The organism is Acinetobacter sp. VT 511 (assembly GCF_001077515.1).
In the GTDB taxonomy this organism is placed as follows: Bacteria; Pseudomonadota; Gammaproteobacteria; order Pseudomonadales; family Moraxellaceae; genus Acinetobacter; species Acinetobacter schindleri.
The window spans coordinates 71,940-96,658 of the sequence record NZ_LFRE01000094.1 but is presented as its reverse complement, the minus strand read 5'-3'; the positions used below and the strand labels follow the sequence as shown (position 1 = coordinate 96,658).

Here is a 24,719-nt window from a genome sequence, read left to right as displayed (position 1 = left end):
CTGAAATCCTATGATGAGGACTTAAAATGACTAAACAACAAAATCTAAATGATCAGGCGTCATTTTCCGCACCCATTGAAGATTTGCAAGTCCGAATTGCATTTTTGGACGATTTAGTTGAACAGTTGAATCAGCAGGTGACCAGGCAGAATCTGGAAATCATCAATCTTCAGAAGCAAATGACGCTGTTATATCAACGTGTTGAGTCGGCAGATTTGTCTGAGGGCATTGCAGAATTCGACCCGATTATTGATCGACCACCGCATTATTAATTATGTAATTGGTCATGTAGAAAACCCTCCATTGTGAGGGTTTTCGCTTTAATGGGTCTATGCTTTGTTTCAGCAGGGTAATCCTAGTCAGTAAAACTAGCCATGCTTAAAATAATTTGACCTTTTTCACGCTTGCCCCTCTAATAGCGCTTCCAGGTTTTGTTCAGATTGGTGTTCCATGTCACAGAAAGTTGTTTTACTCGATCTTGAAAATAATTTCCCGACCGCCACTCTATTACGTGAAATCACCAAGCATTATCCAATCTTGTACCTGTTTAGCTGTGCCGGAAAGTTTGAATTTGAACTGGAAGACCTGACCGAACTGGCAGGCTGGATCGCCAGTGGGCAAGTGGTCATTCTGGACATTCCTGAAGCTGAACACCGTGAATATGAATATGCGGTCATTGTCGGACAGCTGATGGCACTGCTGGAACCGGACACGCATGTGGAACTGATTTCAGCCATGGACAGCAGTGAAATGCTGATGCAAATGCTGATTGCATCTGACATTAGCTGTAGCCTGATTCAGGTACAAGCAGAACCGGAACAGGATAAAAAAATCTCTCCTAAATTCAAGATCCCAAGTCTCGACACCATTCAGCAGAAACCCACTTTACAACTGGTGAAAAAATATTGTGATGCACTGGCGAAAATGCCAGGCAAGCCAACCACATTGGAAAGCCTGAAAAATTCTGTGGCAAATATTCTGCAAGTACTGCCAGGCAAAGCGCAGCATGTAGTCGGAATGCTGATTAACCTCAAGATTGTAAAACGCTATGAAGATCAGATTGCCTTCCGTAAAAAGGTATTAAAGCAATGGTCACAACTGGATCTGTCTGCTGCACCAACTACATCGCTTGATCTGAGTCAGGCCATTGCTGAATTGACCCCGGAAGAGCCAGAAAAAGTCATTGAAGAACAATCTGCCATTCAGTCTGCACAGCAGGGATTGTTCAAAAACTTTGACCGCATTGATCCGGTACAGATGGAAGTGGCACGCAAGCTGCGTGAACTGCAAGGTGACAAGCCTAAAGATATTTATGAATTGCGAGATTTACTGGAACAGTTATTTCCAAAATCGGATGTGCGTTTATTGCTGAAGGAACTGCTGGAGAAAGGCTATATTTACTGGAATGGTCATGAAGTTCTCTACAGCCATGAGATGTTCCTGAATTAATTTTGTCGCGCAAACTTGCGTTTTATATTGAGCTTATGCAACTCTAATAATAGAACATAAAGGTTGAGCTATGGAAAATACAGGAATCTGGGTTGCTGTCGTCATCATTGTATTTGTACTGGGATCTATTTTTGGTCTGCGTGTCAGCCCACGGGAAAGAGCTTTGGGCATGATGCGTGAGAAAGCCCGCAAGATGGGATTACACCCACGTCTGGTTGTGGCTCCTGACTGGACCAAAGTGCCGATGGCCACTGAAAAGCGTGCCAGTATGGTGGCTTATTATAGTGTGCTGATACCAGACGCACGTTTGCCACTGATGCGTGCCCGTGTGGTCGATCAAAAGCTTGAGCTGGTACAAGGCGATGACAAATTTAAAGATTTTCCCATTGCATTAAAAGGCATTTATGCTATTGATATGCAGGCAAACTGTGTAGGACTCTATTGGGATGAAGAATCTGACCTTAGAGCCACGCAACTTGATGACATCAAGGCACTATTACATTCTTTGGCTGAACTTTAATTTTAGAAATAAACAGGATTAAACGGTTAATATGGCGAACGCTCCTCGGTCCACATCAAAAAGCAGCACGGCGAAGTCTTCCGACGCTGGAAGTAAACGTGCCTTGGTGATTGTGGAGTCGCCTGCAAAAGCGAAAACAATCAACAAGTATCTCGGTTCAAACTACATCGTGAAATCCTCGGTGGGTCATGTGCGTGACTTGCCAACGGGCGGCTCTGCGAAAACTGCAGAGAAAAAACCAGCAACGCGAACCAAGCTGACTGAAGCAGAAAAAGCGGAAAAATCACAGCAGGCGTTGATTAACCGGATGGGTGTCGATCCAGAACATGACTGGAAAGCCAAATATGAAGTCCTTCCGGGCAAGGAAGGCGTAGTCGCTGAACTGAAAAAACTGGCATCGCAAGTCGATGAAGTGTATCTCGCAACGGATTTGGACCGTGAAGGGGAAGCGATTGCCTGGCACTTAAAAGAAGTGATCGGCGGCGATGATTCACGCTACCAGCGTGTGGTCTTTAACGAAATTACCAAAAATGCCATTCAGGAAGCGTTTAAACAGCCCTCACGTCTAGATACCAATAAGGTTAATGCCCAGCAGGCGCGCCGTTTCCTGGACCGTGTCGTCGGCTTCATGATTTCGCCACTGCTATGGGAAAAAATTGCCCGTGGCCTGTCTGCGGGACGTGTACAGTCTGTCGCTGTAAAGCTGGTGGTGGAACGCGAACGTGAAATTCGTAAGTTCATTCCGGAAGAATACTGGCAGGTTTTTGCAGATACCAAATCCAAGAAAGATGATATTCGTCTGGAAGCGGTCAAGCAAAATGGCAAGACTTTAAAGCTGCATAATAAAGCTGAAACTGACGCTTTATTGAATCTGATTAAAGACGCCGAATATAAAGTTATTAGCCGTGAAGATAAACCGACCAAGGTCAATCCAAGCGCACCTTATATCACGTCCACCTTGCAACAGGCCGCAAGTACCCGTCTAGGTTTCTCGGTGAAGAAAACCATGATGCTGGCGCAGCGCCTGTATGAAGCTGGTTTCATTACCTATATGCGTACTGACTCCACCTTCCTGAGTGATGATGCAGTCAATATGGTGCGTGGTCATATCGAGTCAGAATATGGCGAGAAATATCTGCCAGCCAAGCCGAACCGTTATGGTAATAAAGCCGGTGCGCAGGAAGCCCACGAAGCTATTCGTCCATCCAATGTCGCGCTGAAAGGCGACAGTCTGGCTGGAGTGGAACGTGATGCACAGCGTCTGTATGACCTGATCTGGCGTCAATTTGTAGCTTGTCAGATGACACCAGCAGAATATTTATCATCGACTATTTTAGTCGATGCCAATGGTGTGGAGCTGAAAGCTAAAGGTCGTACTCTGGTATTTGATGGTTTCACCAAAGTTCGTGGCCAGAACAAATCTGATGATGATGTACTGTTGCCTGCTGTGAAAGTCGGTGAAGTACTAAAACTTGAAAAATTAGATCCATCTCAACATTTTACCAAGCCACCGGCACGCTTCACTGAAGCATCCTTGGTAAAAGAGCTTGAAAAACGTGGTATCGGCCGTCCTTCGACTTATGCCGCGATTATCTCGACCATTCAGGATCGTGGTTATGTAAAACTGGAAAACCGTCGTCTCTTTGCCGAGAAGATGGGTGAGATCGTCACCGATCGTCTGGATGAAAGCTTCAATAACCTGATGAACTACGACTTTACTGCAGACCTTGAAGGTCAGCTGGATAAAGTGGCAGATGGTGAGCGTAACTGGAAGGATCTGTTAGACAGCTTCTATGGCGACTTCAAGAAACGTCTGACCAATGCTCAGGGTGAAAACGGCATGCGCCGCAATCAGCCTGTAGAAGTTGAAGCAGTCCATTGTAAAGAATGTGACCGTCCAATGCAGATCCGTACCGGAACGACAGGTGTATTCTTGGGGTGTTCAGGTTATAACCTGCCGCCTAAAGAGCGTTGTAAAGGCACACTGAACCTGACCCCGGTTGAGTCTTTGGCTGCACTGTCTGACGATGATGCCGCTGAAACTGCTGACCTGATGTCGAAAAAACGTTGTCCGATCTGCTCGACTGCCATGGACAGCTACGTCATTGATGGCGGTCGTAAACTGCATATCTGCGGTAACAACCCGGACTGTGCCGGTTTTGAACTGGAAGAAGGTGAGTTCAAGATCAAGGGCTATGATGGCCCAACCATTCCATGTGATAAATGTGATGGAGAAATGCAGTTAAAGACTGGCCGTTTTGGTCCTTATTTTGCCTGTACCAGCTGTGAGAATACCCGTAAAGTCTTGAAGAATGGTCAGCCTGCACCTCCGCGCGTTGATCCGATCAAGATGGAACACCTGCGTTCAACCAAGCATGATGATTTCTTTGTTCTGCGTGATGGCGCAGCCGGTCTGTTCCTGGCCGCTAGCAAGTTCCCGAAAGTCCGTGAAACTCGCGCACCGAAGGTCGCAGAACTGCGTACTGTAGCGGATCAACTGGATCCAAAGTATCAGTTTATCTTGCAGGCGCCAGATGTAGATCCTGAAGGTAATCCAACTCTGGTGAAATTCAGCCGTAAGAACCAGTCGCAATATATTGGTTCAGAAACACCTGAAGGTAAGCAAACCAAATGGTCTCTGGTTTACCAAGATGGAAAATGGGTTGAAGCCTAAAAGCTAAAAATAAAAAATGCCGACATCAGTCGGCATTTTTTATGGCAGAATAAATTTTAGAAATTTGATTAATAATAAAATTTGGGGAAGGTGTGGATATTCAAACAAAAAAATTCGCAGTGCTCATTGATGCGGATAATTCATCGATTAATGCAATCGCATCAGTATTAGAAGAAGTTGCTAAATACGGTATTGCCAGTGTTAAACGTGTTTATGGAGATTGGAGCAGTGAAACCTTAAAAAATTGGCGCGATGTTTTGCTTCCACATGCAATTACACCTGTACAGCAATTTGCCTATACCAAAGGTAAAGATGCAACAGACATGATCCTGATTATTGATGCTATGGATTTACTTTATGCAGGTGCATTAGATGGGTTCTGTATCGTATCCAGTGATAGCGATTTCACGCCCTTAGCTTCACGTATTCGTGAAAATGGTCTCACCGTCTATGGTTTTGGCAAAAAAGCTACTCCTGAAGCATTCAAAAAAGCTTGTGACAAGTTTATTTATATTGAAAACTTACTTGTAGATAGTGAAATTAAAAATAATGAGGATAGTGAAGAAACAGATTTAATTGATAAAAAAGTTTCGGATATTAGCAAGACAAGTGGACAAAAAACCATATCTGCCCAAAAGGAAATTCAGTTACCTGAAGGGATGGACCGAGCCACGCTTAATTTAATTTATAAAGCTGTAAAAGATAATGCAGATGAAAATGGTTGGGCCAATTTAAGTATGGTTGGGCAATACATAAGTGCGGTAAAACCTGATTTTGACTCTCGTAATTATGGTCGTGCCAAACTTTCTGGATTAATCAAGACTTTAAATCTTTTTGAAACTAAGATTGAAATGAGCCAGATGTTTCTTAGAAAAATAAAAAAACAGAGCGCTTAAAGCATGTGGAAAAAAATCCGAATCCTGATTCTGCTACTGATTTTATTTGTGGTCGCAGTCAATGCCTATCGTGACCAAAACCAGGACTGGTCCAAGCCTATTTTTGTCTTGTTGCATCCAATTAATGCTGATGGTTCAGCAACTACCCAACAATATATTCAGCAGCTCTCGGCTCAGGATTTAAATGGAGCACAAGAATATCTGGAAAAGGCTGCGCAGCAGTATCGCGGTCAACCAACCTACTTCTATTTTAATCTTGGACGTGAACTGAAAGAATTACCACCTAAAGTTCCTGAGCAGGCCTCAGTTATAGATACCATTTTCTGGAGCCTGAAATTCCGTTTCTATGCCTGGCAACAGCAGCAAAGTTCAGATCCTTCGGCCAATGTGATCTTATATTTAAACTACTATGATCCGGCACAGCATAAAGTGTTAAAGCATTCAACAGCTTTACAAAAAGGCCGGATTGGATCAGTGAACCTGTTCGCTTCCAGGAAACAGACTGAACAAAACAAGATTGTCCTTGTACATGAGCTATTACATGCCTTTGGAGCCAGCGATAAATATGATCTGGCGACCGGTCAGCCGATGTATCCTGTGGGATATGCATTTCCTAATCAGCAACCTTTGTTTCCGCAAGCCAAAGCAGAGCTAATGGCAGGTCATATTCCAACCTCTCAAACGTCAAGTAAAATGCCAGAATCTTTAAGTCAGACTCTAATTAATGAGATCACTGCGATTGAATTGGGTTGGAAACACTGATATGGATAATGCTGAATTTACCCACAACTTTAGTCGTGCTTGTAAATAAATTTGATACTGGCTTATGAGCTTATAGATAGACTGAAACTTCTAACCATAAAATATTAATAATTGAGAAGAATATGCATACTTTTGTCCTGGCTCCCGATTCCTTTAAGGAAAGTATGTCAGCCGAGCAAGCGTGCCAAGCTATGCAACGCGGTGTTTTGCAGGTCTTTCCTGATGCATGCTGTATCGCTGTGCCTATGGCAGATGGTGGTGAGGGAACAGTAGATGCCTTGCTGCGCTCCTTGGATGGTCAATGTATTACTTGTACGGTGACTGGGCCTTTAGTGACTCAGCAAGTTTCAACTTATTTTGCCATAGTCGATTATGGTCGAACTGCCGTCCTTGAAATGGCCAAAGCCAATGGCATTCATCTGCTGGAAAGCTCCCAACGTAACCCCATGCTGACCTCAACCTATGGCACAGGAGAGATGATCAAACAGGCATTAGATCGCGGTATTGAAAAAATCATTGTTGGACTTGGTGGTAGTGTCACCAATGACGGCGGTGCCGGGATGGCACAGGCATTGGGTGTCCAGTTTTTCAATAGTACAGGTGAAGCGATTCAGGTCTGCGGCGGTAATCTAGATCAGATTAATCAAATAGATATTTCCCAGTTAGATGCTCGTTTGAAAAACACCGAAATTCTAATCGCTTCTGATGTCAATAATCCACTGTGTGGACCGAATGGCGCCTCGGCAATCTTTGGACCGCAGAAGGGAGCAACTCCGGAAATGGTGCAGCAACTGGATCTTAATCTCAACCATTATGCTAATCTGGTCGAAGCAAGTTTAGGTATTTTTATAAAGAATGTAGCAGGCTCGGGTGCAGCGGGTGGTTTGGGTTTTGGCCTTATGGCATTTGCGGGTGCCAAGTTGCAATCCGGTGTGGAATTGATTATTGAGCAAAGCCGATTAGCCGAAAAAATTGCTCAAGCGGATTATGTACTGACTGGTGAAGGCAAGATTGACAGCCAAACGGCCTTAGGCAAAACACCGTTTGGCGTTGCTCAGGTCGCACAGCAGTTCAATAAACCGGTGTTAGCTTTTGCTGGTCTGGTGGGTGAAGGAATTGAGTCTTTATTTGATGCCGGCTTTAGTCAGATTGTGGGAATTAATCCACCAGATTGTAGCTTGGAAGAAGCATTAAAAAATGGGGAAGTGAATCTGGAAAAAGCAGTGTCCAAAACTATTAAAAATATTTGGGAACCGAGGACTTAGTTTTCTCTTACAAGATAGTCATTGCTGCACAAGCTTTACATAATGGTAGATAATAACGCGTAAGCAGATCTTACTTTTCATGGGTGAGAAAAAGCACTGCTTTGCAAGGTAACAAAAATCCTTTGCTGGATTGAGGGGATATCCCTATACCCTAATCCAGCAGACGGCATCCATGCCATCGACCCTATAGCAAATCAAGAGATAAAATTGGGTGCTGTTTCAGCGCGGATGAAAAGCCATAATTATAAGAGCGATCTGTTAAACTACACGCATCCACAGAATGATGAGTGACCATGAGTTTAGCCAGCCTAATAGATGAACTGAACCCCCAACAAAAACAAGCTGCGACGACTGAAGCAAAGCACAGTTTGGTCTTGGCTGGGGCGGGCTGTGGCAAAACTAAAACCATCGTCGCACGTGCAGCTTATCTGATCGATCAGGGCGTACCTGCGAATCAAATTCAGATTTTGACTTTTACTCGTCGTGCAGCCAGTGAAATTGTCGCACGTGTGGAATTGGCTTTGGGGGAGGTGGCCAAAGGTCTGCGGGCATCGACTTTTCATACCTTCTGTATGTATCTGCTGCGCCGTATTCCCAAAGCATTTGGACTGGAGCAGTTTTCGATTATTGATCGTGATGATCAGTTGATGATGTTCCGTCTGATTCGCGGACGCGATGACAAGAAAAACCCGAATTACCTACCCAAGCCACAAGAGTTGTGTGACCTGTATTCCTTTGCACGCAATACCCGTCAGAAGCTGAGTCTGGCGCTGGAAAAACAGATGCCGGAATATCTGGCGCTGAAAGATCAGATTGCTGACATCATGAAAGAATATGAAGCACGTAAGCAGGCACGCAGCTTTCTGGACTATGACGATATTCTGGCAGTCGTTGCGAGTGCGCTAGCTCAATCAGAAGGACTAGTGGATTATGTCGCTTCAATCTGCCGTCATATGCTGGTCGATGAGATGCAGGACACCAATCCATTGCAATGGGCCTTGCTAGAACCACTCAAAGATCATATCAGTCTGTTCTGTGTTGGAGATGATGCCCAGTCGATTTATGGTTTCCGTGGTGCGGACTTTGAAAATATTCACCATTTCAAAGAGCGTGTGCCTGATGCACAGATTTTTAAACTGGAAAAAAATTACCGCTCGACTCAGGAAATTCTAGACCTGTCCAACTGGCTGCTGGATCAATCCGAAATTAAATATGACAAGCGGCTGGATGCACATCGGGGTGAAGGCATTAAGCCAAAAATGCATATCTTCCCGAACGAGTTTGATGAAGCCAAATGGATCGCCATCGATATCAAAGAGCGTCATTACTTACAAGGCAGTAAATGGTCTGATCATATGGTGCTGGTGCGTTCCAGTTTTGCGGCACGCCATATTGAAGCGGCCTGTATTGCTGCCAATGTACCGTATCGCTTTATCGGTGGGATGAAGCTGTTAGAAACTGCACATGTTAAAGACTTGTTGAGTTTACTGCGTGTGGTTGCCAATCCGCTGGATGATATTGCCTGGATGCGTTTCCTGACGCTGTGGAATGGCGTAGGTGATGTCGGTGCGAGTAAACTGTCACAGCAACTCTTGGCAGAGCCTGAGATGGACATCATTGCAGACAAGCTGGAAAAATTTGGCAAAATTCCGCTAGAATCCATTCTAATCATGAAGCAGATGGCTGTGTTAAAAACAGAAGTTGAAGCCTGTGTCAGTCTGGCCATTCAAGCCATCGAAAACCAGCTCGCTGAAAACTACAAAAAAGACTGGAATCGCCGTCTGGGTGATTTTGAACTGGTCAAGCAGCTGGCTTCCAAACATGCCCAGCTGAGTGAGTTTCTGGAAGAGTATGTACTCGATCCGGTATCGATTTCTGAAATTGAAAGACAGTCAGATCTTGATGTGGTGACCTTAATCACCATCCATTCTGCCAAAGGCACAGAGCAGAAAGTCTGTTATGTGGCGAATGTGACACCGGGACAGTACCCTCATGCGCGCGCGCAAGGTGATTTTGATGATGTCGAAGAAGAACGCCGGGTGCTGTATGTGGCGTTGACCCGTGCGCAGAATGAGTTGATTTTGACAAAACAGAATCTGAATCACTGGGCACGCGAAACAGTGGATGAGCAGGGCCGTAAAGTCGAAAGTTATTTTATGAATGACCTAACTCGCCAGCTGTGTACTACGGAAACCCATTATAAGACCCGTCAGCAAACCGTGAAAAGTGCCTTAATCGAGCGTCAGTCGATTAATTTAGATTTTGGCATTGATCTCGATTAAACTAGACAGATATTGTTGTATGCAAAAAGTAGAGTAGGCGAGTGCTTTTTGATGTTTTTTGCCTATCTTCTGAAGGTTATCAAATGAAAATTTTAGTTCGTAACTTGGAACGTACTGTGACAGAGGCTGAGCTACTGGAATTGTTCAAGCAATATGGCACAGTAGATACCTGTACGCTGGTGCTGGATGCTGAAACTGGTAAGTCTAAAGGCTTTGCCTTTGTAGAAATGCCGCATGGCCGTGAAGCAGTTAAAGCGATCAAAGGTCTGAATACCTTGCGCTTACATGGTACAGGCATTCGTGTGAAACAGGCTGAAGAAAAGCCACAGGCGTAAATAGAAAAAGGAGCAGATAATGCTCCTTTTTTATAGAAATAACTTTTCTGAATGACCAAATAGTTAGAGCTTCTGATTGACTAACTCAATCCAAATTTTATTGTCTATTCAATAAAATAGAGTTCTGTCATAAATCATTTTTTAATCATTATAAAGCGAAGCAGTGCCTCTCATTCCAGAGGAATAAGGGTTTTAAATATCTATTTAAGTATGAATAGAATGATCATTTTTTGATTTATGAAAGAGATTTAATGACTCTTCAAAAATTAAAATAAATTGCATTAGTAATTCAGCCCGGTTGTTCATATTTCCTGAAAAAACCAATAAATAAAATAAATTCCATTGTAAAAATAATGATCTGGTTTTAAGTTATAAAAGCCAAAATTTGTTTTAACACTTAGGAAAAATCCATGACTCGTGTTGCTCGCTATCATGCGGACCGTACCAATCAGAAACTTTATTTTGCCCGCCTTGCCTGTCAGCAGGCAGAGCAAACCGATCATGTCCAGCAGGCTCAGGCACATCGTGAATCAGCAGTTTTCCATTTGCATGGTGCAGTCTTGGCTTTTTTGCAGGAACTGGTGCGTTATTACCGTTTAAATGATCTGAGTCCGACCTTGAAATCGATTGAAGAGCAGATGGCTGCGAAAGGGCAGATCTCTCCAGAAGTCACCGTAATGCAGCAACTTTCTAAAGACGGCTTTATCGCTGAGTTGAAGCGTGCTTATCGTTTGTGTCAGTACACACCCGAGCCGAGTGTGCCGGAGCCTGAAGATGAAACATCTTCTAAACTGATTATTAAAGTCACTCAAACACCTCAAGCGTGGTTACCAGATACAGCAATCCTGCGTGAATGGCATCGAGACCTGACACAATTGATTGATGGTTTTCGCAATGAGATGGTGGAATTTTAATCCGACCAATGGCCCTTGAAATTGAAATTATTAACCATATATCCAATAAATAGCGATGCAAAGTGATTCTGCGCTTTGCCACCATGTTGAACATGGAGGACATATGTCTATAGAACAATTGAAAGAACTATTTGGTAGTCAAGAAGCGATTTTAGAACTCGTTCAACTGGAAAGTGGTGAGTTAGCATTACGCAATGCAGGCTCAGAAAAACAGCCATTGGTCATTATTCAGTTTAATGATGAAGTAAAAGCACTTCTCGGTGATCAGACCCCGGTGGTTGCTCAGCATATGATTCAGGCGGCTTTATTTGGCCTGCTCGAAAAGCAGGCAAATGAAATGCAGGCTGAAATTGTGGATGAAAAACCAAAATATTTAAGTTGATTGCTCTCCCATTCTAAATAAAAAAGCGCACTTTAAAGTGCGCTTTTTTATTGGATTTATTTCATTATTAAATATATGCCAAAAAAAATAATATGGATCACTGTGGTTAACCAAAACTTTTTTCGGAACTCTTGTTTTTGTGATTTATGTCTTAAACTGAGCTGAGCAACTAAAGCACCTATCCAACCACCAAATAAACTCAGATTATGTAGAGTTTGCTCTGGTGTACGACGTTTATTGTTTTGGGCTGATTGTTTATCTTGCCAATAAGCGAAGAACGTGATGAGGTTAATCACTGCATAATAAACTAAGACCCAAACCGAGATTTGTCCTGTCAAAAATAGAACTAGTAAGGTAAGAATAAATGGGTAAGCTGCAATTTTAGACAATAAGTTTTTGCCACCTTCTTGTTGTTGATGGCGTTGGTCTCTTAATCGTTGACGTTCATAATCATGTAAAAACTGAATATTGGTTGCTTGTAAGTTTTTCTTAGTCCCTTGTTCAACATTATAAATCAGTTCATCACCATCTACAGGGCGTCTGGTCTTATAACTAAAATTTTTAATATGAACAAAAACACGTTCTGAAGTTTCATGGGTAGTCGCGAATCCAAAGCCTTGGTCATCTTTCCATGTGGTTAATTTACCTTTATAACGCATACTATTCCCCCACAAGAATCCTGTTTAAAAGACTTTAAAATCAAATATAAAAGTCTATAAGTTATTTAAATTAGGAGTTTATTATAAAGTCGATCAATTTTTTTGTCATAAAAAGGCAGATACTCATGATCTGCCCAATTTAAAAAATTAAAATTTAATGTGCCGAACCATGTTGATGGGCAATCTGAATCTGATGCAGGATATGACGACTCATGTTCTTCGCCATTTCTTCTTTAGCATAGTACACCGCACCCACATTATCGCGGCGGATAACTTCAGCTTCTTCCTTACTTTCGGCACAGACCAGTACCTGAATTTCAGGATTTAAAGTTTTGGCAATATCCACGATTTTATGAATGTCCAGAATATCCATAGGGGAAATAACCAACAGACGTGCATGCTGAATATGGGCCTGAATCAAGACGCCTGGTTCAGTCGCTACACCCGATACCGCTGCAATGCCTTTGGCACGCAATTTTTCCACAATCTCCCGGTTTTCTTCAGCAATCACAACTTTAATGTTTTGTTCCATCAAAGAAGTCGTGATGCGACGTCCCACTTCACCATGGCCAACAATCACTACCTGATCGCGCAGGTAGTCCTGGGATACTTCATCAGGCAGCATGGCCAGTGGATCGCCACTGCGCTCCAGTAAACGCGCCAGGTTGGAACGTTCGCGAATCCATTTCTGTACTGGTTCGATGGCAGCGAAAATAAAAGAGTTCAGAGTAATTGAAATCAAGGCACCCGCCAGAATCAGGTTTTGCCCTTCCAGTGACAGCAGATTTAGCGATATTCCAAGTGCAGCAAGAATGAACGAGAATTCACCGATTTGCGCCAGTGACGCACCCACTGTCAGCGCTGTGTTGATTGGATAACGGAAGAATAGTACTAGTGCCATCGCAGCAATGGTCTTACCAATCATAATAATGGCAACAACCGCCAGCACATGCAGGGGTTGCTCAATCATAATCCGCGGATCAAACAGCATACCGACAGAAACGAAGAATAGAATCGAGAAAATTTCACGTAGCGGAAGGGTTTCTTCTTCTGCACGATGGCTGAAGTCAGATTCTTTCACGACCATACCCGCAAAGAATGCACCTAGTGCCATAGAGACACCAAAGACTTTGTAGGCACCAAAAGCGATCGATACGGCAGCGGCCACAACAGTTAGCGTAAACAGTTCACGTGAGCCTAGACGCGCGACAACCTGCATGATCATTGGTATTAGACGTTTACCAACAATCAGCATAAAGGCAATAAAGCCTGCGACCTTGAGTAGGGTAATGCCCAAGGTGAGCCAGATATTCCCATCACTGCTGCCTTCCAGTGCCTGACCACCGAGTAAAACTGCAGTTGCAGGAAGTAACACCAGTGCCAATACCATGACCAGATCTTCAACCAGCAGCCAGCCCACGGCGATCTTACCGTTAATGGATTCAAGCAGACCACGGTCTCCCAGTGCTTTAAGGAGCACGACAGTACTGGCACAGGATAGGCTTAAACCAAAAACAAGCGCAGAACCGAAACTCCAGCCCCAGAGCATGGAGACACCAACGCCAAGCAGGGTAGCCACTGCAATTTGCAGGATCGCACCAGGCAGGGCAATACGCCTTACCTGCATCAGGTCATTTAAGGAAAAGTGCATCCCGACACCAAACATCAGGAACATGACGCCTAATTCGGCAAGCTGGTTGGCGAGCTGGATGTCACCGACTACCCCAGGGGTATTGGGGCTAATCAGGATCCCGGCAATCAGATATCCGATCAAGGGGGGTAGACGCAAGCGTGCAGCGATATAGCCGAATGCCAGCGCCAGTCCAAAGCCTACAGCCAGTAATATGATGAGATCTACGTCATGTGGCACTAAACACTCCTTTAAGGTGAATTTTAAAATTTCAGTTTTTTATGGGAAATAAGCACAAAAAGTGCCAAAACAAAAAGAAAGTTTATCAAGCTGAATAAAAAAAATGCAAAAAAAAACGACCCTAAAAGGTCGCTTTTTTTCAAAAAACTAAAATTATTTAATTTTAGCTTCTTTGAAGATCACGTGTTGACGGATTTTTGGATCAAATTTTTTGATTTCCATTTTTTCCGGCATAGTACGTTTGTTCTTAGTAGTGGTATAGAAATAACCTGTACCAGCTGAAGAAACTAAGCGAATCTTATCACGCATTGTCCTGACTCCTTACTTAGATCTTTTGACCTTGAGCACGAAGGTCAGCAACAACCTTTTCAATGCCCAATTTATCGATAATACGCATACCTTTAGTAGTAAGACGAAGACGTACGAAACGTTTTTCGCTTTCTAACCAGAAGCGGTGTTGGTGCAGGTTCGGCTCGAACCGGCGCTTAGTTTTGTTGTTGGCGTGTGAGACGTTGTTACCAACGACTGGACGCTTGCCGGTAACTTGGCAAACCTTAGACATGGTGTAACTCCATTGATTTAGCCAACAGCAAATCTGTATGGCCAGTCAAAAATAAACGGATTGAATTCATTCAAGGGGCGTTTTATACCAAAAATGCGCTTAAAAGACAAGCGATTTTGTCTAAAACCGGGCATGAGTTGGTGCAACAGCTCATGCCTTGATCATTTATCGAAGAAGAGTCTTCGAAATCAGTTTATGAATCGGCTTATTAAACGGCGGGAGAATGTATTTCAAGCTATACAGCTTAGGATTGGACATTACAGACCGTTCATGCGACAAACTGAAGAAGCCTTCTGGCCCATGGTATTTACCCATCCCCGAAGCGCCAACGCCGCCAAATGGCAGGTCATCCTGTGCAACATGAGTGAGTACCGTGTTCTGGCCGAAGTGCCCTGAATGGGTACGCTGTGCGACATAATCGGCACGCGCCTGATCAAAGTCGAAATAGTATAATGCAAGTGGACGCGGACGGCTATTAATAAAGTCGATTACATCGTCAATTTGATCATATTCCATGATTGGCAGCAGCGGACCGAAGATTTCATTTTTCATGATATCCATATCTGGCGTCACATTGGTCAGAATGGTCGGTGCTATTTTACGCAGATCTGCCGGTGTTTCATTACGCGGGTTGATTTCAATAACCTGGGCGCCATGTGCACGTGCATCCTCTAAATAGCCTTGCAGACGGTTGTACTGCTTGTCATTCACAATCGAAGTGTAGTCCTGGTTATGGGTGATATCTGGATACATGGTTTCCACATAGCTGCGGAAATGGTCGATAAATTCAGCGGTTTTACCGCGTGGCAGGAACATATAGTCAGGGGCCACACAGGTTTGACCGGCATTCCAGAGTTTACCTACCGCAATACGCTCTGCCACATCTTCAATATCAATAGATGGATGAACCAGAACAGGTGATTTACCACCGAGTTCCAGAATCACCGGCACCAGATTTTCTGCAGCTGCTGCCATCACGGTTTTACCCACCGCGGTTGAGCCCGTGAAAATCATTTTATCGAAAGCCAAGCGGCAAAAGGCATCAGATACTGCACCGCCACCCGTAATCACTGCGACCAGTTCTTTCGGAAAGGCTTCAGCCAAGGCTGTTTCAAGTACAGCTCCAAAATGAGCAGAGGCACTCGAAATTTTAATCATGGCATGGTTGCCTGCAGCCAGTGCACAGACCAATGGGCCAATCGAGAGGAGTAAAGGATAGTTCCAGGGTGCAATAATGCCGACCACGCCCAAAGGCTGGTACTGCACCCAGGCTTTGGCTGGCTGGTGAATAATGCTGACGTGACGCTTGGATGGTTTCATCCAGCCAGTCAGATTCTTGCTGTAATATTTGATGTGTTCCAGGCAGGTCAACAGTTCCCCGATTTTGGTTTCCCCAATCGAACGGTTACCATAATCCTGATTAATTGCATCGGCAAATTGATCTTGATACTTAACTAAGATACGCTTAAGTCGAGCTAAACGATCGATACGCTCCTTTGCAGTCGGCGACGGGTAACGTAAGTAGGCATGTTTTTGTTGTGCCAAGATGTCATTAAGGCACTGGCTGTCAAAAAAATGTGGTGTCATTAATGTCGTTTTTGTGTGACTGTTCATGCAGCACTACCACTTTTAAGAAAATCGATTATTTATTTTTAGAGTAAATACTCTAATTAGTCAAGTTACTTTGTGTACTCGACCGTCAATGCGCTGCTGGTGCGTGCGGGTATATGAACTGAATGGTTATTTTAGGATGTCCCAAACCAAAACGTTGAAAACGAAAGAACGTATTTTGCAGCTCAGTTTGCAGTTATTTAATGAGCGTGGTGAGCGTTCTGTTACGACGAATCATATTGCTGCTGAACTCGGTATGAGCCCGGGTAACCTGTACTATCATTTCCGTAATAAGAATGAAATCATCAAGGAACTGATGGAGCAGTACCAGAAGGAAACCTTGGAAATGCTGGCATTACCGGATGACCGTCCGCTGGATGCCAATGACAAGATCCATTATTTCCAGGTGCTCAGCAGCCAGTTATGGGCCTATCGTTTCCTGCATCGTGATGTTTATCACCTGGTGGAAAATAATGAAGACTTCCGTAAGCTGTATCCGCGCTTTGCGGGTGAAGTCATGCAGCAGGGACAAAAAATCTATAAAGCCTTTGTCAATGCTGGCTTAATGGAAATGACTGATTCGGAAATTGAGGCCTTAATTATCAACCTGTGGATCGTGCTGACCAACTGGACTAACTTCCTGTATATGTCTGGTCATATTACCGACTCGAACCATCTGGAAGAAAAATGGGTATGGCAGGCATTGCGTCAAATGGTGTTCCTGGAAGGCGCCTATCTGCGTGGTGAAAGCCGTCATACCTATGAAAGCCTGTTGAACTCCTTTGGTTCTTCCGAGCTTTTTGCCAGTCTGTCATCCGCTAAAGATCGGGAAACTGAACAAACTATTCAGAATAATTAAGAAACGCGCTAGAATACTCGGCTTATTTTTTAATTTATCTGATTAGTGACGTTTACCAACATGAATATGACGACTGCTAACACCGCACGTTTATTGATTACTTGTGAAGACAAGCCGGGCATCGTGCAGGCTGTTTCAAGCTTCTTGTATCATCAGGGCGCCAATATTACTGCGCTTGATCAATACGCGACAGAAGCTCAGGGCGGACGTTACTTCATGCGTGTTGAGTTTGAACTCGATAACCTGCAAAGCCGTAAAGAAAGCCTGTTACAGACTTTTGCTGTCAATGTTGCGGAACGCTATAACATGCATTGGCGTCTGGCGCTGGTAAGTGATGTGAAAAAAGTCGGCATTCTGGTGTCTAAAGTTGATCACGCTTTACTTGAGCTGTTATGGCGTCATGCACGTGGCGGTCTGCCATGTGAAATCACCAAAGTAGTATCGAATCATGAAACGCTACGTGAATCGGTTGAAAATTTTGGTATTCCATTTGAAGTAGTGCCAGTGACTAAAGACAACAAACGTGAAGCTTATGCAAAAATTGATGAGCTGATGCAAGGCAATGATTTGTTAGTACTGGCGCGCTATATGCAGATTCTGGATGAAGAATTTGTACAAAAATGGGAAATGAAAGTGATCAACATTCACCATTCATTCCTGCCAGCGTTTGTAGGTGCGAATCCGTACAAGCAGGCTTATGAAAAAGGCGTGAAACTGATCGGTGCGACTGCCCACTATGTAACGGCTGATCTGGACCAAGGTCCAATCATTGAGCAGGACGTAGAGCGTGTAAACCATGACTTTACTGTAGAGCAGCTGCGTGAACTGGGGCAGGACGTAGAGCGTAATGTACTGGCGCGTGCCGTAAGATGGCATCTGGAAGACCGTATTATTGTGGATGGTAACAAGACAGTGGTATTCCAATAAGTCTTGCATCATCATTCAAAAAGGCATACTTTAAGTATGCCTTTTTTTATTTGAGCTGTTTTTCTCATTTGTCGAAAAAAATGAAGAAAGTTGGGGATTGTTATTGCAAATGAAAACCCTTCTCATTTATTATTGGCGTACTTTAATTGTGCTAAGCGATGAGCTTGATTATTTGTTTCATATCATCTCTTCAAGGTAAAAGATTTAATGAGCCAAGTTGCTTCTCCTATGATGCCTACTCCACCCAACCAGATGAAAAAGAAAGTTGCAGCTGTTATGGCAGCTGTACTGGTGGGACATGTTGGCCTATTGTGGGCTGTCAGCCAGATGGAAGCACCTGACCTCAAGCCTGTAGACAAGGAGCCGATGAAGGTTCGCTTTGTAAAACTGCAGGAAGCACCAAAACCATTACCTCCGAAGCCAAAGCCTGAGCCGAAGAAAGAGCCGCCGAAGCCGAAAGAGGTCAAGATTGTTGAAAAACCGTTGCCACCACCGCCGAAGAAGGTTGAAAAAATCCAGGAAGTGAAGAAGGCTGAAACGCCTAAGGTTGTGGCACCACCAGTTGAAGCAAAACCAACGCCAAGTCCGGTTGTACCAACGGTCGTGAAAGAAACCAAAGTCGCTCCGACACCTCCACCAGCACCTGTGGCACCGCCTGCGCCTGTTGTGCCACCGGCACCACCTGCGCCTCCTTCTCCTAAGAGTGTTTCTTTGGGTGGTGGTGTGACCTGGTTGCGTACGCCAAAAGTATCGATGTCAGCAGGTGAATTGAAAAGTTCCTGTTCCATGGTGGTCGATATCTCAGCGAATGAACAGGGCAAGGTAGTGGCTGCGACAGCACGTAATTCAAGCTGCAGTCCTTCGATTAACCGTAAGGTCGAGTCTGCTGTACGTCGTGCACAATTAACCAAATATGTTGAAAATGGCGTTGCTTATCCAACACGTGTTGAGCAGCCCTTTGACTTCCAGATTACCAGATAACGGCTAACCCATTAGGAGTTCGAATATGAACTTTTCAGTTTATTGGCAACATGCTGATGCAGTCAGTAAAACACTTTATTTTGTGTTACTGGCAATGTCGATTGCGACATGGACGATCTTTGTACTGCGTTTACTCGGTACGCGCCAACTCAAACAAGTGGCTTATGCACAGTTATCTGATGCCCTAGATAAACTGAAATCAAAAATGGCGCCTTTGGGCTTTGAACAACGCAAAGCCGTAGCTGAACAAGCATTGCTACGCCAGATTGCAGCTGAAAAAGCCAATGCGGAAAAAGGTGTGTCAGTTCTGGGTACCATCGCATCGATTTCACCTTTCATTGGTTTATTCGGTACAGTATGGGGCATCTTCCATGCACTGGTAGCAGTGGGTAAGAGCGGTCAGGCAGGTCTGGCTCAGGTGGCAACACCCGTAGGTGAAGCACTGATCATGACAGGTCTGGGTCTGGCAGTGGCGATTCCAGCTGTATTGGCTTATAACATCGCGGTACGTTTTAACCGTGGTTTATCGCATGAACTACAAGACCATGCTCATAGCTTATTGATTGATACGATGCTGCAACAGGAATCTGCAAAGAAAGCTGAAAGCAAAGTTGCACAAGACCGTTTAGTGGGAGGTCAAGTTTAATGGCTTTTCAACTGGGTGAAGACAACGATACAGGCATGAATGAGATGAACCTCATTCCCCTGATCGACATTATGTTGGTATTGATGATCATCTTCCTGGTGACAGCGACCGTTGCGAACCCATCAATTCCATTAACCTTGCCACAAACGACTGCGGAAATTATTGATCTTCCGCCGGAGAACATTACCATCAGCATTAACTCTCAGGGTGATGTGGCATGGAATGGTGATGTGCTTAGCCTGGAACAGCTGGAAACCCGTTTCAATGAAGCAGGTCAGGCAGAGCGTCAGCCAACGATTGTATTGAAGGCGGATAAAGAATCACGTTATGACACAGTTGCTCAAGTGATGTCACGCGCGAGTGGAGCCGGACTCACCGATATTGCTTTTGCAACCGATAACTGATTTTTCCAAGATCAAAAAGAGCGACCTGAAATGGTCGCTTTTTTTATGACAATATTGCTTTACTTCAACAGTTCTACAAATTTGGCACGTAGCTTGTTGAGCTTTGGGGGAATGGCAAAGTTGCAATAACCCTGACTTGGGTTTTTGGCAAAAAAGTTCTGATGATAATCTTCAGCTGGATAGAAGGTCGGAGCAGGAGTGAGTTCAGTGACTACATTTAAACCTTCAGCCTTCAGTGCATCAATAGTTTCTTGTGACTGCCGTTGCTGTTCTTCGTTCAGATAGTAAATGACAGAACGATACTGTGTACCGACATCATTGCCTTGGCGGTTGAGCGTTGTTGGATCATGAGTGGCAAAGAATACATCCAGCAATTGCTTAAAGCTGATCTGACTTTCATCGAAATCAATCAGAATCACTTCTGCATGGTTGGTATCACCATTACAAATCTCTTCATAGGTTGGATGAGTGGTATGTCCACCGGCATAGCCACTAACGACTTTGCTGACACCACGAATCTGCAGGAATACCGCTTCGGTACACCAAAAGCATCCACCACCAAATAGCGCCTGTTGCATAATCTTGTCCTTAATTCCGAGTTTCTGTCTCTATTCTACGCTGTAAATATCAAATAGAAAAAAGCCTGTAAAAACAGGCTTTTTATTTAAGCTTTAGCGCAGTTGTACCGGGCTTGCCAGCTGGATGACTGGGTTACCATAACTATCGAGCAGCTTCAGGGTTTTACCAAAAACCTGATAGTGGGTCACTTTAGCCAAGGCTTCATTAAATTTTTGATCCAGATTGTCATTATTCAGACAAGCCATTTTTGTACCCGCCATCTGGCTAAGATTCAAAGTGTCTTTGCCTGCAGTATAGCTGCCCATAATGCGGTTACAGCCATCGGCACCGCTAACACGCTGAGTGGCAGCATCAAATTGCAGGCTTGGGATATTACGTGTGGTAGGTGCAGTGGTGATTTCTGTACTGCCAATGTGAGTGACAATCCAGGTGCGGTTCTGAAGTTGCTGTAGATTTTCAACCGCTTGGGAAGAGGTCTGGTCTGGTGTGGTTTGACAGCCTGTTATGACCAGCGCTGAAACGAACATTGCAATTGTGGTCACTTTTTTTAACATTGGGCTTACTCTTTTTCTTTGATACATCACTGTATATAAACAGAAAAAATAGAATGATACCAATACAATTTGTATCTTTGGGCTCCCCGGAAGATAGGTTCTATTCTGCTTTTGGCGCAGGTAACCCTTGCCGCAGTAGAGCGGAATATTGTTCACTACTGACCTGAGCAAATTCTTTGACACGTGGGTTTACATGCGCTCGAGCATACCAGGTGCTTAGGTCCCAATCCTGATTTAGCGCTTGCAGGTCATACATATAATTCGGCAAATAACCCGACGCCAGCAGGCGATAATCTGTTGGTAATGGTTTCTGGGAAACAGCCTGAACCATATCAAACACCAAGGTAGTGCAATTACTGGTTAGAGTGTTATACCACTTCGGCTGTTGAGCCAGATCATCCACCTTGTTGAGATATTCTTTGAAAAGCGCCTTGGCTTGTGCTTGTGGCATATTAACCGGAAAAAAATATACCTGCTCACCGCGGGTGTTGCTACGGGTGTAGATAATATCCCGTTCATCAGCTGCTACCAGACTCAGCTCAAACTTGCGGAAGAAGCCGCCGATAGCAGAGAAATCTTCATTTTTTTCTTTACGGATTTCTATCGAAAAGGTCAGTGGCTTCTGGTCAGCAAAGTCAAAACTCACCAAGGTATGGGCAATATGCGGTCCCATCCAGTAAGAGGTGATGACATTGACCCCGGTGATCTGATTTAAATTGATGCTGCGACTTTCCCAGCGCTCAATATATTTCCCATTTGGCAGCCAGACAAAATTACGCACATTATGTAAGGTGACTTGATCGCCTTGTTGTTCATAACTGAGAATACGGGCAACTTCAGGATTCCACTCCCGGTCCTGACGAGCGTCCAGACTGAAATACCAGAACAGGCTAAACAGAAAAGCCAGAATATAAAGAAGGGTATCTACACCACGTGAAATCAGATGACGGCTAAAATAAATGCCGAGAACTGCACAGGCTAAAACAATCCAAAGACCAATCAGCACAGAGCTGCCAATCATGCCTAAGGGTTGCTGTACCCAAATCGCAAGGCACAGCCATAGACTTGATGTGATGACAAACAGGGTAAACACTGCATTCAGTAACCAGAATAGCCAGTGAGGTGCAGGATTTCCCTGTGTATGCATAATTGAATCTTTAATTAAAAATTATTCTTCATTTTCTATAAGTTGCAAACTCAAAAGCAATCCCGGTTTTGTCGTCGATATGTTGTTCGGAAAAAACTTTTTTGAATTCAGCAGGAATTTCTGGGTAGAAGGCATGACCTTGTACATCCAGTTCGACATGGGTCAGTTCCAGACGGTCAGCAATACTCATTGTCTGTTTGAAGATTTCACCACCCCCAATAATATAAATAGACTCCGGTTTTTCTGACGCTTTTACATCTGCAACAGCTTGATTCAAGGCATCTTCAATCGTGTGCGCGACTTTAGTACCTTCAAAAGACCAGTCTGTATCACGGGTAATGACCCAGTTGACACGTTTAGGCAAGGCACGTCCCATGGATTCAAGGGTCTTACGTCCCATTACAATTACACCGCCCTGGGTGATCTCCTTAAAATGTTTGAGATCTGCTGAGATATGCCAAGGCAGGTCATTGTCCTTACCAATACAGCGCTGCTGATCCATTGCAACGACATGAACGACTTCTAAATCCTGAAATGCCATACCCACACTCAAAAACAAGTAAAAATTGTTCCTATTAAAATGCAAAATCCCACTTTAAGCAAAGTGGGATTTCGATTTTCTTGGGTTTAGGAAAAATTAAACCGCGACAGGCGCTTTAATTCCCGGATGGGATTCATAACCGACAATTTCAATATCTTCAAATTTGAAATCGAACAGATCTTTAATTTCAGGATTCAGTTTTAACTGACATAGACCTAAAGGCTCACGACTCAGCTGAAGTTTGGCCTGTTCAAAGTGGTTGGCATACAGGTGCGTATCACCACCTGTCCAGACAAAATCACCGACCTCAAGATCACAGACTTGTGCGATCATATGGGTGAGCAGAGCGTAGCTGGCAATATTGAAAGGGACACCTAGGAACACGTCAGCGCTACGCTGATACAGCTGGCAAGATAATTTGCCATTATGTACAAAGAACTGGAACAGGGTATGACAAGGTGGCAGTGCCACTTGACCTGCTTCGTTCGGGTTCCAGCCAGACACAATCAGGCGACGTGAGTTTGGATTAGTTTTGATCTCATTCACCAACCATTTGATTTGATCAAAACCATCATTTTTATAGCTGCCATCTTCATTTTTTGTGGCACCAAAGTTACGCCACTGATGACCGTATACAGGACCAAGCTCACCTTCTGGGCGGCCAAAACGTGCAGTCTGTTCCGCAGTTGACCACTCATCCCAAATACTGACTTTATTATCTTTCAAATATTGAACGTTGGTATCGCCTTTGAGGAACCAAAGCAGTTCAATTACGATAGAGCGAAAGTGTACTTTTTTGGTAGTTAGTAGAGGGAAACCCTTGGAAAGATCAAAGCGCATCTGATGACCAAATACCGAACGTGTACCAGTACCGGTACGGTCGCCTTTATCGCCGCCGTTGTCGAGGATATGTTGTAAAAGGTCAAGGTATTGGCGCATAAGTCTCTCTTAAAATCCGTTGAAAAATTGCTTTTATTTGAACTGAGCAATTTAAAATTGCGCTCATCATAACATTTTTTTTCGCAGTTCCACATCGCCGGGAAGGTGACTGGAGGAGGGAGAAAATGCAATAAAAAAGGCATCCATAATGGATGCCTCTTTATCGTCTGCTTTAAGCTGTTGGCTTGCCGGTATGTACTGTATCAATCAGATCAGACAAGTCATAACCGAGCGATTGTGCATAAGCCAGATATTCCTGCTTAGTCGCTTCATCAATGGTTGGGGTGCGATGCAACAGCCACAAATACTTCATGCTTGGCTCACCGACCAAAGCCGTTTGATAACTAGCATCCAGCTTTAATACCCAGTAATCTCCCTTGGTAAATGGCACCCAGCGTAAACCTTCTGGCAGGAAACTGACCTCAAGTTTGGCATTGGCCGCATCTACAATTGTTGCTTCACCAATGGATTCATCCAGCTTACCATCACCATCCAGACAACGATTCTGAACACGTACGCTACCATTTTCATTCAGGCTATAAACAGCTGAAATATCAGTGCTGTCTTCAGGTTGATGTTTCATTGGGAGACGGGCAATTTCATACCAGGTGCCTAAATATTTGGTGAGATCAAAATTTGAAACGGTAGGGATATCATGATTCATTATTTTCTCCGCTTTATTTCAGTTCATTTTTTGCGCTCAATCAGTCTAAACATGAAGCTGCTAAAGAAAAGATGTAATCATGCAGTGAAATGTTGTGTTTGTTTTCAATGAGATGAGAAGGGGTAGAGCATATATAAGAAATGTTAAGTAGGTCGGAATCTAGTCATTTTTATAATTTATTGCTTAAAAGTATATCGATTAATTAATTCATTATTCAATAAAAATTAATAATAAAAATTTTTGTAACTTAATAGAGTTAAATAATTCTATGCGGAATAGTAGCTTACATTTAATCAG

27 protein-coding genes are annotated in these 24,719 nt (G+C 43.9%); 16 read left to right on the top strand and 11 right to left on the bottom strand.

Translation table 11 applies throughout. The features are described 5' to 3' along the window. Positions 1-26 precede the first annotated feature (26 nt). From ACS72_RS14980 to ACS72_RS14930, 11 genes are all read left to right on the top strand, one after another. Positions 27-272: a SlyX family protein gene (locus ACS72_RS14980; protein WP_048882543.1), complete on the top strand. Its 246-nt coding sequence runs from the start codon at positions 27-29 to the stop codon at positions 270-272. Positions 273-450: 178 nt separating this feature from the next. After that, entirely contained in the window at positions 451-1,449 is a 999-nt protein-coding gene (locus ACS72_RS14975) for a hypothetical protein (RefSeq protein WP_048882542.1), read from the top strand. A gap of 70 nt (positions 1,450-1,519) precedes the next feature. After that, positions 1,520-1,969, top strand: a complete 450-nt coding sequence (locus tag ACS72_RS14970) for an ammonium transporter (RefSeq protein ID WP_048882541.1) — start codon at positions 1,520-1,522, stop codon at positions 1,967-1,969. 31 nt (positions 1,970-2,000) lie between these two features. Beyond that, positions 2,001-4,643 carry a type I DNA topoisomerase gene (gene topA / locus ACS72_RS14965; RefSeq protein ID WP_048882540.1) on the top strand — a complete coding sequence of 881 codons (2,643 nt, stop codon included), beginning with the start codon at positions 2,001-2,003 and terminating at the stop codon, positions 4,641-4,643. A gap of 92 nt (positions 4,644-4,735) precedes the next feature. Next, positions 4,736-5,539: an NYN domain-containing protein gene (locus ACS72_RS14960; protein ID WP_004890306.1), complete on the top strand. Its 804-nt coding sequence runs from the start codon at positions 4,736-4,738 to the stop codon at positions 5,537-5,539. Between the two features lie 3 nt (positions 5,540-5,542). Then, positions 5,543-6,301 (top strand): hypothetical protein, encoded by a 759-nt coding sequence (locus ACS72_RS14955; RefSeq protein ID WP_048882539.1) that lies wholly within the window; start codon positions 5,543-5,545, stop codon positions 6,299-6,301. A gap of 122 nt (positions 6,302-6,423) precedes the next feature. Further along, positions 6,424-7,566 carry a glycerate kinase gene (locus ACS72_RS14950; RefSeq protein WP_048882538.1) on the top strand — a complete coding sequence of 381 codons (1,143 nt, stop codon included), beginning with the start codon at positions 6,424-6,426 and terminating at the stop codon, positions 7,564-7,566. A gap of 293 nt (positions 7,567-7,859) precedes the next feature. After that, positions 7,860-9,848 carry an ATP-dependent helicase gene (locus tag ACS72_RS14945; protein ID WP_048882537.1) on the top strand — a complete coding sequence of 663 codons (1,989 nt, stop codon included), beginning with the start codon at positions 7,860-7,862 and terminating at the stop codon, positions 9,846-9,848. 83 nt (positions 9,849-9,931) lie between these two features. After that, the gene (locus tag ACS72_RS14940) at positions 9,932-10,183 is read left to right on the top strand and encodes an RNA-binding protein (protein WP_004890294.1); all 252 of its coding nucleotides are present in this window, start codon (positions 9,932-9,934) and stop codon (positions 10,181-10,183) included. A gap of 410 nt (positions 10,184-10,593) precedes the next feature. After that, positions 10,594-11,097, top strand: a complete 504-nt coding sequence (locus ACS72_RS14935; protein WP_004813280.1) for a DUF6586 family protein — start codon at positions 10,594-10,596, stop codon at positions 11,095-11,097. 103 nt (positions 11,098-11,200) lie between these two features. After that, positions 11,201-11,479, top strand: a complete 279-nt coding sequence (locus tag ACS72_RS14930; protein ID WP_004813278.1) for a hypothetical protein — start codon at positions 11,201-11,203, stop codon at positions 11,477-11,479. A gap of 56 nt (positions 11,480-11,535) precedes the next feature. On the opposite strand, the gene ACS72_RS14925 is transcribed toward ACS72_RS14930, so the two are convergent. From ACS72_RS14925 to ACS72_RS14905, 5 genes are all read right to left on the bottom strand, one after another. Beyond that, positions 11,536-12,138, bottom strand: coding sequence for a DUF1294 domain-containing protein (locus tag ACS72_RS14925; RefSeq protein ID WP_048882536.1), 603 nt, complete (start codon positions 12,136-12,138; stop codon positions 11,536-11,538). Between the two features lie 154 nt (positions 12,139-12,292). Beyond that, entirely contained in the window at positions 12,293-14,008 is a 1,716-nt protein-coding gene (locus tag ACS72_RS14920) for a cation:proton antiporter (protein WP_048882535.1), read from the bottom strand. A 153-nt stretch (positions 14,009-14,161) separates the two neighbouring features. Further along, on the bottom strand, positions 14,162-14,317 hold the full coding sequence (gene rpmG / locus ACS72_RS14915) for a 50S ribosomal protein L33 (RefSeq protein ID WP_001205031.1): 156 nt from the start codon (positions 14,315-14,317) through the stop codon (positions 14,162-14,164). 16 nt (positions 14,318-14,333) lie between these two features. Continuing rightward, positions 14,334-14,570: a 50S ribosomal protein L28 gene (gene rpmB / locus ACS72_RS14910; RefSeq protein WP_004813275.1), complete on the bottom strand. Its 237-nt coding sequence runs from the start codon at positions 14,568-14,570 to the stop codon at positions 14,334-14,336. 165 nt (positions 14,571-14,735) lie between these two features. Beyond that, a complete protein-coding gene (locus ACS72_RS14905; protein ID WP_048882534.1) occupies positions 14,736-16,184 on the bottom strand; it encodes a coniferyl aldehyde dehydrogenase in 1,449 nt (482 codons plus the stop codon). A 136-nt stretch (positions 16,185-16,320) separates the two neighbouring features. Here ACS72_RS14905 and ACS72_RS14900 point away from each other — a divergent pair, with 136 nt between their 5' ends. From ACS72_RS14900 to ACS72_RS14880, 5 genes are all read left to right on the top strand, one after another. Then, a complete protein-coding gene (locus tag ACS72_RS14900; protein ID WP_008302057.1) occupies positions 16,321-17,040 on the top strand; it encodes a TetR/AcrR family transcriptional regulator in 720 nt (239 codons plus the stop codon). Between the two features lie 60 nt (positions 17,041-17,100). Next, entirely contained in the window at positions 17,101-17,967 is an 867-nt protein-coding gene (purU, locus tag ACS72_RS14895) for a formyltetrahydrofolate deformylase (RefSeq protein ID WP_004813265.1), read from the top strand. Between the two features lie 207 nt (positions 17,968-18,174). Next, positions 18,175-18,948 carry an energy transducer TonB gene (locus ACS72_RS14890; protein WP_005220862.1) on the top strand — a complete coding sequence of 258 codons (774 nt, stop codon included), beginning with the start codon at positions 18,175-18,177 and terminating at the stop codon, positions 18,946-18,948. 25 nt (positions 18,949-18,973) lie between these two features. Then, positions 18,974-19,594 (top strand): MotA/TolQ/ExbB proton channel family protein, encoded by a 621-nt coding sequence (locus ACS72_RS14885; RefSeq protein ID WP_048882533.1) that lies wholly within the window; start codon positions 18,974-18,976, stop codon positions 19,592-19,594. Next, a complete protein-coding gene (locus ACS72_RS14880; protein ID WP_005220866.1) occupies positions 19,594-19,998 on the top strand; it encodes a biopolymer transporter ExbD in 405 nt (134 codons plus the stop codon). The genes ACS72_RS14885 and ACS72_RS14880 overlap by 1 nt, the downstream gene beginning before the upstream one ends. A 59-nt stretch (positions 19,999-20,057) precedes the next feature. On the opposite strand, the gene msrA is transcribed toward ACS72_RS14880, so the two are convergent. From msrA to ACS72_RS14850, 6 genes are all read right to left on the bottom strand, one after another. Further along, on the bottom strand, positions 20,058-20,576 hold the full coding sequence (gene msrA / locus ACS72_RS14875) for a peptide-methionine (S)-S-oxide reductase MsrA (RefSeq protein ID WP_048882532.1): 519 nt from the start codon (positions 20,574-20,576) through the stop codon (positions 20,058-20,060). 93 nt (positions 20,577-20,669) lie between these two features. Beyond that, a complete protein-coding gene (locus ACS72_RS14870; RefSeq protein WP_048882531.1) occupies positions 20,670-21,131 on the bottom strand; it encodes an META domain-containing protein in 462 nt (153 codons plus the stop codon). A 100-nt stretch (positions 21,132-21,231) separates the two neighbouring features. Further along, the gene (locus ACS72_RS14865) at positions 21,232-22,278 is read right to left on the bottom strand and encodes a DUF4105 domain-containing protein (protein WP_048882530.1); all 1,047 of its coding nucleotides are present in this window, start codon (positions 22,276-22,278) and stop codon (positions 21,232-21,234) included. A 28-nt stretch (positions 22,279-22,306) separates the two neighbouring features. Then, positions 22,307-22,819 (bottom strand): trimethoprim-resistant dihydrofolate reductase DfrA44, encoded by a 513-nt coding sequence (gene dfrA44, locus ACS72_RS14860; protein ID WP_031380727.1) that lies wholly within the window; start codon positions 22,817-22,819, stop codon positions 22,307-22,309. A gap of 96 nt (positions 22,820-22,915) precedes the next feature. Then, the gene (gene thyA / locus ACS72_RS14855) at positions 22,916-23,758 is read right to left on the bottom strand and encodes a thymidylate synthase (protein ID WP_048882529.1); all 843 of its coding nucleotides are present in this window, start codon (positions 23,756-23,758) and stop codon (positions 22,916-22,918) included. A gap of 172 nt (positions 23,759-23,930) precedes the next feature. After that, entirely contained in the window at positions 23,931-24,422 is a 492-nt protein-coding gene (locus tag ACS72_RS14850) for a lipocalin family protein (protein ID WP_048882528.1), read from the bottom strand. Between the last annotated feature and the right edge of the window lie 297 nt (positions 24,423-24,719).